The 14078-nt window shown below is 71.5% G+C and carries 15 protein-coding genes; 9 read left to right on the plus strand and 6 right to left on the minus strand.

The window, feature by feature from the left end; genetic code table 11:
• Positions 1-37 precede the first annotated feature (37 nt).
• From AC0IW9_RS02300 to AC0IW9_RS02315, 4 genes are read left to right on the plus strand one after another with little or no spacing between them, the layout of a single operon-like run.
• Positions 38-919 (plus strand): transporter substrate-binding domain-containing protein, encoded by an 882-nt coding sequence (locus AC0IW9_RS02300; RefSeq protein WP_471646587.1) that lies wholly within the window; start codon positions 38-40, stop codon positions 917-919.
• Positions 916-1677 (plus strand): amino acid ABC transporter ATP-binding protein, encoded by a 762-nt coding sequence (locus AC0IW9_RS02305; RefSeq protein ID WP_471646588.1) that lies wholly within the window; start codon positions 916-918, stop codon positions 1675-1677. The genes AC0IW9_RS02300 and AC0IW9_RS02305 overlap by 4 nt, the downstream gene beginning before the upstream one ends.
• Before the next feature lie 2 nt (positions 1678-1679).
• Positions 1680-2360, plus strand: coding sequence for an amino acid ABC transporter permease (locus tag AC0IW9_RS02310; RefSeq protein ID WP_471646589.1), 681 nt, complete (start codon positions 1680-1682; stop codon positions 2358-2360).
• A 4-nt stretch (positions 2361-2364) separates the two neighbouring features.
• Positions 2365-3045, plus strand: a complete 681-nt coding sequence (locus AC0IW9_RS02315; protein WP_471646590.1) for an amino acid ABC transporter permease — start codon at positions 2365-2367, stop codon at positions 3043-3045.
• 99 nt (positions 3046-3144) lie between these two features.
• Here the strand turns inward: AC0IW9_RS02315 and AC0IW9_RS02320 are convergent, their stop codons facing one another.
• Positions 3145-4044 (minus strand): c-type cytochrome, encoded by a 900-nt coding sequence (locus tag AC0IW9_RS02320; RefSeq protein WP_471646591.1) that lies wholly within the window; start codon positions 4042-4044, stop codon positions 3145-3147.
• Between the two features lie 119 nt (positions 4045-4163).
• Here AC0IW9_RS02320 and AC0IW9_RS02325 point away from each other — a divergent pair, with 119 nt between their 5' ends.
• Complete coding sequence (locus AC0IW9_RS02325) at positions 4164-5315, plus strand: AGE family epimerase/isomerase (protein WP_471646592.1); 1152 nt, start codon at positions 4164-4166, stop codon at positions 5313-5315.
• Here the strand turns inward: AC0IW9_RS02325 and AC0IW9_RS02330 are convergent.
• The 4 genes from AC0IW9_RS02330 to AC0IW9_RS02345 form a co-directional block, all read right to left on the minus strand.
• Positions 5308-5775, minus strand: coding sequence for a DUF3237 domain-containing protein (locus tag AC0IW9_RS02330; protein WP_471646593.1), 468 nt, complete (start codon positions 5773-5775; stop codon positions 5308-5310). The two genes, AC0IW9_RS02325 and AC0IW9_RS02330, sit on opposite strands and share 8 nt — an antisense overlap.
• 22 nt (positions 5776-5797) lie before the next feature.
• Complete coding sequence (locus AC0IW9_RS02335; RefSeq protein WP_471646594.1) at positions 5798-6214, minus strand: rhodanese-like domain-containing protein; 417 nt, start codon at positions 6212-6214, stop codon at positions 5798-5800.
• Positions 6215-6297: 83 nt separating this feature from the next.
• A complete protein-coding gene (locus AC0IW9_RS02340) occupies positions 6298-6690 on the minus strand; it encodes a group III truncated hemoglobin (protein WP_471646595.1) in 393 nt (130 codons plus the stop codon).
• A gap of 91 nt (positions 6691-6781) precedes the next feature.
• Complete coding sequence (locus AC0IW9_RS02345) at positions 6782-7234, minus strand: Rrf2 family transcriptional regulator (RefSeq protein ID WP_471646596.1); 453 nt, start codon at positions 7232-7234, stop codon at positions 6782-6784.
• Between the two features lie 118 nt (positions 7235-7352).
• Between AC0IW9_RS02345 and AC0IW9_RS02350 the strand changes: the two genes are divergently transcribed.
• The 4 genes from AC0IW9_RS02350 (at position 7353) to AC0IW9_RS02365 (ending at position 13201) form a co-directional block, all read left to right on the plus strand.
• Positions 7353-8090 (plus strand): maleate cis-trans isomerase family protein, encoded by a 738-nt coding sequence (locus tag AC0IW9_RS02350; protein ID WP_471646597.1) that lies wholly within the window; start codon positions 7353-7355, stop codon positions 8088-8090.
• Between the two features lie 118 nt (positions 8091-8208).
• Positions 8209-9816, plus strand: a complete 1608-nt coding sequence (locus tag AC0IW9_RS02355; RefSeq protein WP_471646598.1) for a DUF4214 domain-containing protein — start codon at positions 8209-8211, stop codon at positions 9814-9816.
• A gap of 53 nt (positions 9817-9869) precedes the next feature.
• Complete coding sequence (locus tag AC0IW9_RS02360; protein WP_471646599.1) at positions 9870-11951, plus strand: TonB-dependent receptor; 2082 nt, start codon at positions 9870-9872, stop codon at positions 11949-11951.
• 71 nt (positions 11952-12022) lie between these two features.
• On the plus strand, positions 12023-13201 hold the full coding sequence (locus AC0IW9_RS02365; RefSeq protein WP_471646600.1) for a multidrug effflux MFS transporter: 1179 nt from the start codon (positions 12023-12025) through the stop codon (positions 13199-13201).
• A gap of 4 nt (positions 13202-13205) precedes the next feature.
• Here the strand turns inward: AC0IW9_RS02365 and AC0IW9_RS02370 are convergent, their stop codons facing one another.
• Positions 13206-14069 (minus strand): TauD/TfdA dioxygenase family protein, encoded by an 864-nt coding sequence (locus AC0IW9_RS02370; RefSeq protein WP_471646601.1) that lies wholly within the window; start codon positions 14067-14069, stop codon positions 13206-13208.
• Positions 14070-14078 lie beyond the last annotated feature (9 nt).

A 14078-nucleotide genomic window follows, 5' to 3' on the forward strand; every position in this document is an offset into this window, starting at 1 on the left:
CCGGCCGCCCCTTCCCCTCAGGCCGGAGAAACGCCGAGTGACCCGCAAGCTGCTTGCCGCCCTGCTGCTGGGCGCCGCCCTGGCACCCGCCGCCTGGACCGCCCCTGCCCTGGCGCAGACCACCGTGGGCGCGGCCAATTCCAGCCAGCCGCCGCTGCGCTGCGCCGTCGACGGCACCTTCGCGCCGCATGCCTTCCAGAACCTGTCGGGCGGGGTGCAGGGCTTCCAGATCGACCTCTTCGACGCCGTGGCGAAGCGGATGGGCCGGGCGCTGGTGATCGACAGCGCCACCTTCTCTGGGCTGATCCCGGCGATGAATGCCGGGCGCTACGACTTCCTCTGCGCACCGACGACGGTGACGCCGGAGCGCGCCGCCAGCCTGATCTTCACCGAGGGCTATCTCTGGACCGAGCTGCAATTCGGCATCCGCCGCGGCGGCACGCCGATCCGCTCGGAGGAGGATCTCCGCGGCAAGACCATCAGCGTGAACAAGGGCACGCCCTACGAGCAATGGGTGACCCGCAACGCCGAGCGGCTGAACCTGACCCTGCTGGCCTTCGAGACCCAGCCGGATGCGGTGCAGGCCGTCATCCAGGGCCGCGCCTTCGCCAATCTCTCGGGCAATACCGTGGTGAAGTACTCGGCCAGCCGGGCGCCGCAATACGTGGCGGATTTCGTGCTGCCGGGGACGCGGCTGCATTGGGGCACGCCGGTGCGGCAGGACAACACGGCGATGCGGAATGCGCTGGAGGAGGCGATCGAATGCCTCAAGAAGGATGGCACCGTGGCGCGGCTGTCCGAGAAGTGGTTCGGCGCGCCGCCGAAGGAGGATGACGCCGAGCGCGTGGTCTTCCCGGGCTATGGCCCGCCCGGCCTGCCCGGCTACGACGCGACGCCGAGCCGGGCCGCCTGCGGGTGAGCGCTGCCTCCCCCATCGTCGCCGCCCCCATCGTTGCAGCACGGGGCATCCACAAGCATTTCGGCGCCCTGCATGTCCTGAAGGGCGTCGACCTGGAGGTGCGGGAGCGGGAGCTGGTCTTCGTCATCGGGCCGAGCGGCTCCGGCAAGTCCACCCTGCTGCGCTGCCTGAACCGGCTGGAGGACCCGAGCGGCGGGTCCATTACCGTCGATGGTATCGACATGCTCGACCGTGCCACGGACATCAACAAGGCGCGGCAGCGGATCGGGATGGTCTTCCAGTCCTTCAACCTCTACCCGCACATGACCGCGCTGGGGAACGTGGCGCTGGCGCTGCGCAAGGTGCAGGGGCTGGCGAAGCCGGCGGCCGAGGAACGGGCCCGGGCGGCGCTCGAGCGGGTGCACCTGGCCGACCGAGCCGGGCATTACCCGGGGCAGCTTTCCGGCGGGCAGCAGCAGCGGGTCGCCATCGCCCGGGCCATCGCGCTCGAGCCCCGCGTGATGCTGTTCGACGAGCCGACCTCGGCACTGGACCCGGAGCTGGTCGGCGGCGTGCTGGCGGCGATGCGGGAGCTGCGCGAGAGCGGCATGACCATGGTGGTGGTGAGCCACGAGATGGGCTTCGCCAAGGCCGCCGCGGACCGAGTGATCTTCATGGACGACGGCCGCATCGTCGAGCAGGGGCCGCCGGCCGAGATCTTCGGCAATCCGCAGCATGAGCGGACCCGCGCCTTCATCGGCCAGATTGATCGGCACTGACCTTGACGAATTGGGACCGTTTCCTCGACAGCTTCTTCAATGCCCGGGTGGCGGCGGAATACCTGCCGAAGATCATCGAGGGCTTCTGGCTCACCGTGCTGCTGGCAGGCTGCATCATCCTCTCCGGCCTGGCGGCGGGGCTGGGGCTGGCGGTGGTGCGCAGCTTCGCCATCCGGCCGCTGAACTGGCTGATCATCTTCGTGGTGGACCTGTTCCGGGCGCTGCCGCCGCTGGTGCTGATCGCGCTGTTCTACTTCGGCCTGCCGGCGGCGGGGCTGTCGATGGACGGCTTCACCGCGGCCTGGCTGTCGCTGTCGCTGGTGCTGATGGCCTTCACCGAGGAGATCTTCTGGGCCGGCATCACCGCGGTGCCACGCGGGCAATGGGAGGCGGCGCGCTCGACCGGCCTCGGCTTCTTCCAGACGCTGCGGATGGTGGTGCTGCCGCAGGCGATGCGGATGACCATCCCGCCGCTGACCAACCGCACCATCGCCATCACCAAGGGCACGGCGCTGGCCAGCGTGGTGGCGGTGCCGGATATCCTCGGCGCGGCGCAGGCCGGCGTCTCCTTCAGCTTCAACCCGACGCCGCTGACCCTGGGGGCGATGGCCTATGTGGTGCTGTTCCTGCCCGTGGTGATCCTCGGCCGCTGGGTCGAGACGCGCTTTGCCTGGAAGCGGTGACGGCATGACCTTCGACGACTTCCTGCTGGCCTTCTTCAGCCTGGATATCCTGCAACAGGCCTGGCCCATCCTCTGGGCCGGGCTGCGGATGACCCTGCTGCTCTCGGCCATCGTCGTGCCGCTGGGGCTGCTGGGCGGGACGGTGCTGGCCCTGCTGTCCACGGTGCGGAGCCGCTGGGTGCGCTTTCCGCTGATCGCCTGGGTGGATCTGTTCCGCGCGATCCCTCCCCTCGTCCTGCTGGTCTTCGTCTATGCCGGGCTGCCCTTCGCCGGGATCGAGGTCTCGCCGATCGGCGCGGTCGCCATCGGCTTCTTCCTCAATACCGGCGCCTATTACGGCGAGGTGCTGCGGGCGGGGATCGAGAGCGTGCCGCGCGGGCAGCTCGAGGCGGCGCGCTCCACCGGGCTGACCCGGGCGCAGACGCTGGCCTATATCGTGCTGCCGCAGGCGGTGCGGAACGTGCTGCCGGACCTGATCAGCAATACGCTGGAGGTGGTGAAGCTGACCTCCATCGCCAGCGTGGTGGCGCTGCCGGAGCTGCTGTTCCAGGCGCGGCAGGCGCAGAGCGTGACCTACAACGCGACGCCGATCGTCGCCGCCGCGGTGGTCTACTTCATCCTGCTCTGGCCGGTGGTGCGGCTGCTGAGCCGGCTGGAGAACCGGCAGCTCGCCGGGCGGCGCTAGACCGCGATCCGCGCTGGCAGAAGCGCGGATCACGGTCTAGCCCCTTGGTTTTATCGCGCGATTCACGTCTTCGGTGATGCCACCTCAGACGATCGCGCTCTAGGGCAAGGCCGGCAGCGACCGGAGGTAGGCGATGACGTCGTCGAGGTCGGCGCGGCGCATCCGGGCGTAATAGGCATAGCCCATCGGCGGGCCGAGCGGATGGCCGTTGGCGGAGATGCCCTCGGTGACGGCACGGCGGATCTCGTCGTCGCTCCAGGCGCCGATGCCCTCCGTGCGATGGGGCGTGATGTTGCGCGGGACGACCGGGCCGAAGGGGGTGGCGAGCGGCGCACCGCCGGCGCCGGTGCGGGACCAGTCCCGCCCGCCGCCCGGGGCCATGGGCGTGTGGCATTCGATGCAATGGCCGACCGGGCCGGCGAGATAGGCGCCGCGGGCCACGGCGGTCTCGGCCGGGAGCGGCACCATGCCGACGGCGGGGCCATAGGCGGGCGGCAGCGGGAATTGATAGGTGGATTTTCCGGTCACGGCGTTGCGCACCGGCGGCACGCTGCGGAGGTAGACGACCATCGCCGCCAGGTCGCGGTCGGCGATGCCGCGGTAGAGCTCGATCGGCATGGGCGGGCCGATCAGGCTGCCGTCGGGGCGGCGGCCCTCGCGGATGGCGAGGGCGACCTGGGCATCGGACCAGGCGCCGATGCCGGTCTCGATGTCGGGGGTGATATTGGGGACGACGGCGCGGAAGGCATTGGGCTCCTCGATGACGAAGCCGCCGGCCAGCGCCATGCCGGGGACCTCGCCACCGGGGCCCTTGGGGGTATGGCAATTGCCGCAGCCGGCGATGCCTTCCACCAGGTAGCGGCCGCGCTCCAGCAGGGCGGCTTCCTGAACAGCCCCCTGGCCCGCCCCCTGGCCCGCCCCATGGTCCGCCCCTTGGCCCATCGCGGGGACGGCGAGGCCGAGCCAGGCCGCCAGCATGATCCCAACTCCAGCCCGCATCGCACCGCTCCCGCTTCGTTGCGGTCAGGACAGACCGATCGGGCCGGAGAGGCAACGGGGCGGCGGGATCACGTTCCTGTTGGTCGCGCCCGGGGCTGGCCCTCCGGCACCCTGCGGCCATGGCGCAGGACCCGGCGGCGCTGCGGCAGGCCGCGGCGCCCTTTCTCGACTGGATGGAGACGGCGGCGCTGCCGCTCTGGGGCGCGGCGCGATACCCCGACGGGGCCTTCGTGGAGCAGCTGGATGCCGCCGGGCGGCCGGTGCCGCGGGCCGGGCGGACCACCCTGGCCCAGGCGCGGCAGATCTACGTCTTCGCCCATGCGGCGGTGCTCGGCTGGCGGCCGGGGCCGGGGCCAGGGCTGGGGCCGGGGGCCGCCGTCGCGGCCTGGCACCGGCTGCGGGATGCCGGCTGGGCCGAGGGCAGCGGTGGCGGCTGGGTGCGGGAAACCGGGGCGGATGGCGCGGTGCTCGACCCGGTCGTCGAGCTCTACGACCAGGCCTTCGTGCTGCTGGCGCTGGCCTGGCTGGCGCGCGCCGGCGAGGCCGGGGCACTGGGCTGGGCGCATCGGACGCTGGATGCGATCGAGCGGCGGATGCGGCTGGGCGATACGCCGGGCTTCGCCAATGCCTCCCCGGAGGCGCCGGGGCCACGCCAGCAGAACCCGCATATGCATCTGCTCGAAGCGCTGCTGGCGCTGCATGCGGCCAGCGGCGAGGCGCGCTTCGCCACGGCGGCGCGGGCGATGGTGGCGCTGTTCCGGGAACGGTTGTTTGACCCCGCCACCGGCACCCTGGCGGAATACTACGGCCCGGCCTGGCAGCGCCTGCCGGAGCCCTGGCCCGGCCGCACCATCTGGCCGGGCCATCACTGCGAATGGGTCTGGCTGCTGGAGCAGGCCCGGCTGTTGCTCGGCAGCGATGCGGGGGGCGAGGCGCGGGCGCTGGTCGGCTTCGCCCGGCGGCATGGGCGGGAGCCGCGGCACGGGTTGCTGCGCTATGCGGTGACGGAGGCGGGGGTGTCGCTCGACCCCGGCATCCGGCTCTGGCCGCAGACGGAGGCGGTGAAGGCGGCGCTGGCGCTGCGGCCGGATTGGGCGCCGGGGCTTCTCCGCGGCCTGATGGCGCTGCATCTGGCGCGGCGGCCGCGCGGGCTCTGGACCGAGACCTTCGATGCCGGCCTGCGGCCGGTGGCGGGGCCGATCCCCGCCACCTCGCTCTATCACCTCTTTGTCGCCTATGCGGAGGTGCGGCGGGCGCTGGGTCCTACTTGATCGCGTAGACGTCGTAGGTCGGGCCGCTCGGCGGGCGCTGGCCGATGCCGATGGCGAGGATACGGTTCAGCCAGGACAGCGGCGCGGCGCCGGTCTCGAAGCGGATCGCGGTGCGGAAGTAGTACTCGGACGGGTCCACCGCCTCGCCGGCATTCAGCCGGGCCAGGACCGGCGGCTTGCCGGTGCGGATGCCGCTGTAGTGCATGAAGACGACATGGCCCTCGGTCGTCTTGATGGTGAGGCGGACATCCATGTGGGCGGTGCCGTCCGGGTCGACGCGCAGCCAGTCGGCGGCGGTGCCGGGCATGACTTCACCCGTCAGCGCCGGGCCCTCGATGGTGCCGCCGGTGACGGGGATGATGCGGAGCTCGCCGGTGCGGGTGGTGCCGACGGCCTGGGGGGCGCCGACCGAGAGCGTCGCGCGGAAGAGGAATTCGCTGGCAAGCGGCAAGGGGGTCATGCGGGTCTCCTTCAGCCCAGGATCAGCGCTGCAGCCAGGGGAGGCCATCGGCCTTCCAGCCGGCGACCTGGCCGCGGTGGCCTTCGGCATCGACCGGGCCCTCGAAGCCGCCGGCGACGTTGTAGGCCAGCGGGAAGCCGGCCGCCTGCGCCGCCTGCCCGGCGGCCAGGCTGCGCACGCCGGAGCGGCAGATGAAGTAGAGCTTGCTCTCGGGGTTGAGCCCGGCCTTGCGGAGATGCTCGGCGAAGGCGCCGTTCACCTGCATGGAGGGATAGACCTGCCAGGGGATGAGCACGACCTGCTTGCCGAGCTCGGCGAGGTCGGGGACGCCGACGAAATTCCACTCGGCATCGGTGCGGACATCGATCAGGGCGGCGGCGGGGTCCTGGGAGAGGGATTCCCAGGTGGCGGCGGGGGTGACGTCGGGCACGCCGGGCATGGGCGGGATCTCCTGCGGTTCGCCGGAGAATGGCGGCCGGGGGCCGTCAGGGCAATGCCGGCCGCCCTGTCGCCCAGGGACCCTCAGGCGACCCGGGGCAATTCGCCGCGGGAGGCGGCGATGCCGTGCAGCAGGCTATCGGCGATGCGGCGGGCCCGGACGATGAGGTGCTCGGCCGCGGCGGGCGGGCAGAGGTCGCGGGCGGTCGCCTCGAAGATCGCCAGCCAATGGGCGAAATGCGCCGGGCCGATGGGCAGCGGCTGGTGCTTCTGCATCGGGTTGCCCTGGTAGCGGCCGCTCGTCAGCGCGACCGAGGACCAGAAGGCGGTCATCTGCCGCAGATGCGGCGCCCAGTCCTCGATATGCGCGGCGAAGATGGGACCGAGCACGGCATCGGCGCGGATGCGGTCGTAGAAGGCATGGACCAGGGTTTCGATCATCGCCTCATCGAGGCCGGCGGGCGGTTGCGGGGACATGGCGGCCTCAAAGAGGTAGATCAGATGCCTGTTATATCGCGCCGCCGGACGGGTCCCGTCAATGCCATCATCCGGGCCGTCATCCGGGCCGTCATCCGGGCGCGGCATCCGGCAGCAGCCGCCGCATCTGCCGCAGGGTGCCGGGGCTGCGGAGGAGATCGGCGAGGCTGTAGCCGTCCAGCACGGCGAGGAAGGCGGCGAGCGCTTCCTCGATCGGGCCGCGCAGGCCGCAGGCGGTGGCGAGGACGCAGGTATTGCGCGGGGGATCGAAGCATTCGACCAGGGCGAAGCTGTCCTCCGTCGCGCGCAGCACGTCGCCGAGGGCGATGGCCGCGGCCTCCCGCGCCAGGCGCAGCCCGCCGCCGCGGCCGCGCAGGCTCTCGACGAAGCCGGATTGCGCCAGGGTCTGCGTCACCTTCATCAGGTGGTTGCGGGAGATGCCGTGGCGGCGGGCGACTTCCTCGATGGTATGCAGCCGCCCCGGCTCCATCGCCAGCAGCATCAGCAGGCGCAGCGCGTAGTCGGTGTGCAGGGTCAGGCGCATGGCCTGGCTATTAGGGTCCGGCGATGCGTCGGGGCAATGCCAAGAGGGGCAATGCCAAGAGGGGCAATGCCAGAGGAGCAATGCTTGACCCCTGGCGGGGCCGCCGCGACCATGCGGCATGAATGCGATCCGCCTCGGCATGCTGACCCCCTCCTCGAATACGGTGCTGGAGCCGGCGACGGCGGCGATGCTGGCGGGGATGCCGCCCAAGGGACCCCAGGTCACCGCGCATTTCGCCCGGATCCGGGTGGTGGCGATCGACCTCGGCGCCGGCTCCCGCGCGCAATTCGACATCGCGCCGATGCTGGCGGCGGCGGAGCTGCTGGCCGATGCGAAGGTGCAGGCCATCTGCTGGAACGGCACCTCCGGCGCCTGGCTGGGGCTGGAACAGGACCGCCGCGTCTGCGCCGCCATCACCGCGCATACCGGCATCCCGGCGCTGACCGCGACCATGGCGCTGATGGAGGCCTTCGCCCTGTTCGGGGCGCGGCGGATCGGGCTGGTGACGCCCTATCTCGGCAGCGTGCAGGAGGCGATCGTCGCCCGCTGGGCGGAGGCCGGGCTCGACTGCGTGGCGGAGCGGCATCTGGAGGATCCCGGCAACTACAGCTTCGCCGAGCATGGGGAGGCGGTGGTGGCCGGGCTGGTGCGGGAGGTGGCGGCGGCGCGGCCGGAGGCGATCGCCATCCACTGCACCAATTTCCGCGGCGCCCCGGTGGCGCCGGGGCTGGAGGCGGAGACCGGCATCCCGGTGCTGGACAGCGTTGCCGTCTCGCTCTGGGGGGCGATGCGGGCGGCAGGGGCGGAGACGGGGGGCCTGGCGCGCTTCGGCCGGCTCTTCGGTCTGCCCCGATAGTATGAAGATGTCTTTAAAACATTAACAGTCTCTTTTTTTATTGATGAGAGGTTAAGCGCGGCCTTACGTCTGCGGAACGGCCGCCTGCCCCGGGCGGCCCGAGACCAGGCAAGACCGCATGAGCAACCCCGATCCCGGCATCCTTCTCGGCGGCGCCCCCTGGCGGGGCGGCGGCGCCCTGGTGCTGACCTATAGCTTCGCCGCCGATGGGCTGGACGAGCTCGGCAACCGGCTGGTGGATGGGAATTGGGCGGCCTTCACGGCGGCGCAGCAGGCCTCCGCCCGGCTGGCGCTGGCGGCCTGGGCGGCGGCCTCGGGTCTCGGCTTCCTGGAGGTGCCGGATACCATCGGCGGGGCGGGGATCGACCTGCGCTTCCGGCTGGAAAGCATGGCGCTCGGCGTGCTGGGCCGCGCGACGGGGCCGGGCGACGGGGATATCGCCCTCAGCCTCCCCCTGTTCCGTGGCGATGGCCTGGCGCCCAGCGCCACCCGCGTCGGCTTCGCCACGCTGCTGCATGAGATCGGCCATACGCTCGGCCTCGACCACCCGGATGAGGTCCCCGGCGCGACCCGCGACCTGACGGTGATGTCGAGCACAACCGGCCGACTGGCGCAGCCGGTGGCGCCGCGGGCGCTGGATGCGGCGGCGGTGCAGGAATTATACGGGACGGATGCGGCGGAACAGGCGCTGGGGCAGCGCTGGTCCTGGCAGGATGGCGCGGTGCAGGGCACCGGCACCGCCGGCGACGACCGGCTGGTGGGGACGGACCTGCCGAACCTGCTGCTGGGCGGCGACGGGGACGACCTGCTGCTGGGTGGCGCGGTGGCCGATACGCTGGTCGGGGGCGCCGGGGATGACACCCTCCTCGGCGGCGGCGGGATCGACGTGCTGCGGCTGGACTTCGTCCGGGCCGCGGTGGCGGTGGACCTCGCCGCTGGCCGGGTGGCCGCGCCGGACGGGGTGGACCGGATATCGGATATCGAGGTGGTGCAGTTCACCGATGGCCGGCTGGTGGCCGATGCGGATGACACGGTGGCGCTGGTGGCGCGGCTCTATCGCGTCGCGCTGGACCGGCTGCCGGATGACACCGGCCTGGCGCATTGGACCCTGGCGCTGGACCATGGGGCCTCGAAGGCCGCGGTGGCGGCGGGCTTCATCAACAGTGCCGAATTCGCCGAACGCTTCGGCAGCCTGGACGATGCCGGCTTCGCCGGGCTGCTGGCCGGGCATCTGGGCGCGCCGGACCTCGCCTGGGACGTGCGGGATGCGCTGGCCGGCGGGGCGAGCCGGGCGGAGGCGCTGGTCGCGCTGGCCGATGGCTGGGCGGCGCGGCGGGCGACGGCGGCGGATGTGGCGGCCGGGCTCTGGGACGAACATGCGACGGCGGAGCAGGTGGCGGTGCTGTACCGGCTGGCGCTGGGCCATGCGCCGGCGCCGGAGGATTGGACCGCCTGGACCGCCGCCCTGGCCGGCGGCGGCACGGCGGAGGCGCTGGCAGCCGAATTCCTGGGCATGGCGCCGGCTGCCGGGGCGGATGCCGCGGCGCTGGTGCCGCTGCTGCTGGAGCATGCGCTGGGCCATGCGGCGAGCGAGGCCGAGACGGCACCCTGGCTGGCGAAGATGGCGGGCGGGCTGGATGCGGCCGGGCTGCTAGTGGCGATGGCGGAGGCGCTGCCGGACCACCCCTGGGTGACGGTCAGCGCGAATGGGGTCCTGTTTGCCTGAATCGGCCAGAGATGGGATTGTCAGGATGGGACGTTATAACATAACGTCACGCCATGACACGCCGCCTTGCACTTCCCCTGCTGCTCCTCGCCCTTCCTGCCGCGGCCCAGGACGCGACCGAAGCCACCCTGCCCGAGCTGGTGGTGCAGGCGCAGCGCGCCGCCGCGGCGCGCCAGGGCATCCTCGCCCGCTTCGGCGCGCGGGAGGTGACGATCGACCGCCGCACCATCGAGGGCCTGCCCGGCGGCGGCAACCAGCCGCTGAACGCGCTGATCGCCCAGACCCCCGGCGTGGTGCAGGACAGCTTCGGCGACATCCATGTCCGCGGCGAGCACCGCAACCTGCAATACCGGCTGAACGGCGTGGTCCTGCCGGAGGGGCTGTCCGGCTTCGGCCAGGTCTTCGACGCGCGGGCGCTGCGCAGCGTCTCCGTCCTGACCGGCGCGCTGCCGGCGCAATTCGGCTTCCGCACCAATGCGGTGATCGACCTCGAGACGCGCAGCGGCGCGCTCGACCCGGGCGGCAGCATCGGCATGTACGGCGGATCGCGGGGGACGCTGCAGCCTTCGGCGAGCTGGGCCGGGATCGCCGGCGGCTGGGACGTGTTTGCCACCGGCAGCCTGCTGCGGACGGATCAGGGGATCGAGAATCCGGCGCGGACGCGGACGGCGCTGAACGGGCAATCCTCGCAGACCCGGGGCCTCGCCTATGCGGCGCGGCAGCTCGATGAGACGACGCGGCTCTCGGTGATCGCCGGCACCTCGCTGAACCGCTTCCGCATCCCGGTCACGCCGGGGCAGGAGACCGGCTTCACCGCCTTCGGCGACAATGCCTTCGACAGCCGCGACCTGCGCGCCCGGCAGTGGGAGCGGAACTGGTACGGCGTGGCGGCGGTGCAGAAGACGCTCGGCGACGTGGAATTGCAGGTGGCCGGCTTCACCCGCAGCAGCTCCATCCACTACGTGCCGGATGTGGTGGGGGAGACACGGTTCAACGGCGTCGCCTCGGATGTGTACCGGGGCAGCGTCACCGTCGGGGGCCAGGCGGATGCCTCCTGGCGGGCCTCGGCCGACCACACGCTGCGCTTCGGCATGCAGGCGAGCCGGGAGGCCAGCCGCTTCCGCAGCCAGACCACGGTGCTGCCGCTGGATGCCAACGGGGATCCGCAGGACGACCCCTTCGGCTTGGCCGACCGCACCAACCGGGTCGGCTGGCTCTATGGCGTCTATCTGCAGGACGAGTGGCGGATCAGCGATGCGGTGACGCTGAACCTCGGCCTGCGGGCGGACCAGATGGTGCAGTACACGGTCAATGGCCAGCTCTCGCCGCGCGCCAACCTGGTGTGGAAGCCGACCGAGACCACCACGGTCCATGCCGGCTATGCCCGCACCTTCACCCCGCCGCAGCAGGAGCTGGTGCAGGGCCCGACCCTGGAGCGCTTCCAGAACACGACCAACGCACCCGAGAGCCTGCGCAACGACACGGTGCGGCCGGAGCGGGCGCATCGCTTCGATGCCGGCATCTCGCAGCGGATCGGCCCGAACCTGACGCTGGGCGTCGATGCCTACTACAAGGACGTGCGGGACCTGCTGGACTTCGGCCAGTTCGGCAATGCGCTGATCTTCACCCCCTTCAACTACCGCGAAGGGAAGGTCTATGGCGTCGAGTTCAGCGGCAACTGGCGGGACGAGCGCTGGCTCTTCTACGGCAACCTCGCCATCAGCCGCTCGACCGCGCGGGACATCCGTTCGGCCCAATTCACCTTCGAGGCGGATGAGCTGGCTTATATCGCCCGCAAGTGGATCCGCACCGACCATGACCAGCTGTTCACCGGCTCCGCCGGGGCGGTGCTGAATGCCTGGGAGGGCGGGCGCGTCTCGGTCAGCTCGCTCTATGGCAGCGGGCTGCGGCGGGGCTTCGCCAATACCGAGAAGCTGTCGCCCTATGCGACGGTGAACCTCGGCCTGCAGCAGGATTTCACCGGGCCGGACAAGGGCACCTGGACCGCGCGGCTGGATGTGCTGAACGTCTTCGATACCGCCTACCAGCTGCGGGACGGCAGCGGGATCGGCGTCGGCGCGCCGCAGTACGGCACGCGGCGCGGCATCTTCGGCGGGCTCAGCCGGGCCTTCTGACAGCCGCCGGGGGCTTTCGCGCTGCAGCATCGGGGGTCTAGGCTCGGGGTCTTCCCGGGATAAGGCCCTCGATGGCGGAGAAGCTGCCGCAGACCCAGGCGCCCTTGTGGCTGCTCGCCCTGATCACCTTCAGCGGCACGCTGGCGATGCATATGTTCGTGCCGGCCCTGCCCGAGGCGGCGCGGGACCTCGGCGCCAGCATGCCGACCATGCAGATGACCATCAGCCTCTATGTGCTGGGCCTGGCCTTCGGGCAGTTGGCCTATGGGCCGCTGTCGGATGCCTTCGGCCGGCGGCCGGTGCTGATGGTGGGGCTGGTGCTCTATACCCTGGCCGGGCTGGCGGCGGCTTTCGCGCCGGATGCGCCATCCCTGGTGGCGGCAAGGCTGGTGCAGGCGCTGGGCGGCTGCGCCGGGCTGGTGCTGGGCCGGGCCATGGTGCGGGATGCCGGGGGCGGCGAGGATGCGGTGCGGCGCATGGCGCTGCTGACCCTGATGATGCTGGTCGGGCCCGGGCTGGCGCCGATGCTGGGCGGGCTGCTCTCGGCGACCTTCGGCTGGCGGTCGATCTTCCTGCTGCTGGCGGCGATGGGAGCGCTGGGCATGGCCTGCGCCTGGTGGCTGCTGCCGGAGACGGGACGCGGTGGCGGGCGGCTCAGCCTCGGCGGGCTGGCGCGGGAATACCGGGCGCTGCTGGGCTCTCGCACTTTCCTCTCCCTGGCGATCGGCGGCGGCTGCGCCACCACCTCGCTCTATGCCTTCGTCGCCGCGGCGCCCTTCATCTTCGTCGAGGAGCTGCATGTGCCGGTGCAGGAGGTGGGGCTCTATCTTGGGCTGCTGATCCTCGGCATGGCGGCGGGCAATGTGCAGACGGCACGGCTGGTCGGCCGCTTCGGGGTGGCGAAGGCGATGCTGGGGGCCAATCTCCTCAGCGTGCTGGCGGCCTTCGGCTTCCTGGGGCTGGTGCTGGCGGGGCGGCTGGCGGTCTGGCCGATGGTGGGGCTGATGATGCTGTTCACCCTCGGCATCGGCCTGGCCAGCCCGGCGGCGCTGACCCGGGCCGTCAGCGTCAACCCGAAGGTCATCGGCTCGGCGGCTGGGCTCTATGGCTTCGCGCAGATGGGGATCGGGGCGATCTGCACCTCCCTGGCCGGGATCGGGCCGGACCCGGCGCTGGCGGCGGCGAGCGTGCTGGCGGTCGCCGGGGTGGTCTCGCAGGCCTGCTTCTGGGCGCTGCGACGGGGAAGTTAACGGCTCAGCCGGCGACGGTCGTGCGGTGCATCAGCCGCTGGTACTTCTCGTGGTCGAACAGCGTCGCCGTATGCAACAGGCAACGGTTGTCCCAGATCACCAGGTCGCCCGCCCGCCACCGGTGGCGGTAGATGTATTTCTCCTGGGCGGCATGGGCCATGAGGCCATCGATCAGCACCCGGCTGGCCTCGGCATCCAGCCCCTCGACATGGCTGATAACGGCGGGGCAGAGGAACAGCGACTTCACCCCGCTGACCGGATGGGTACGGACCAGCGGCTGGGAGACCGGCGGCCATTTGCGGGTCTGCTCCTCGGTCAGCGGCGGCTTGTCCGGATTGTGGCGGCGGCCCCATTCGGCCAGCGTCGCCAGGGAATGCACGGTCCGCAGGCCGTCGATGCTGGCCTTGGTCTGCTCCGGCAGGTCGGCATAGGCGCCGGCGGCATCGATGAACCAGGTTTCGGCGCCTTCCGGCGGGCACATCACCCCATAGAAGAGCGAGGCGGCGCTGGGGATCTCGCGGTAGCTGCTGTCGGCGTGCCACTGCTCGATGCCGCGGGCGAAATTGGCCTTCAGCTCGCCGTTCACGGTCCAATTGCCGACGCAGAAGATCTCGGGATGCGTCTCGAGCGTGGCGCGGTTCTGCGAATGCAGCTCCAGCGGGCCCATGCGGCGGCTGAATTCGACCTGCGCCGTCGGGTCGAAGGGCACGTCGCGCACCAGCAGCAGGTGGTGGCGGTGGAAGGCATCCATGTAGGCGGAGAATTCCGCCTCCGGCAGGTCGCCGGCGATGCGGAGGCCGCGCAATTCCGCGCCGAAGCTTTCGCCGAGGGGATGTTCCTCGAAGCGGGTCGAAACCATCATGTCCATGGCCGGGTG

The organism is Belnapia sp. AC561 (genome assembly GCF_979252845.1).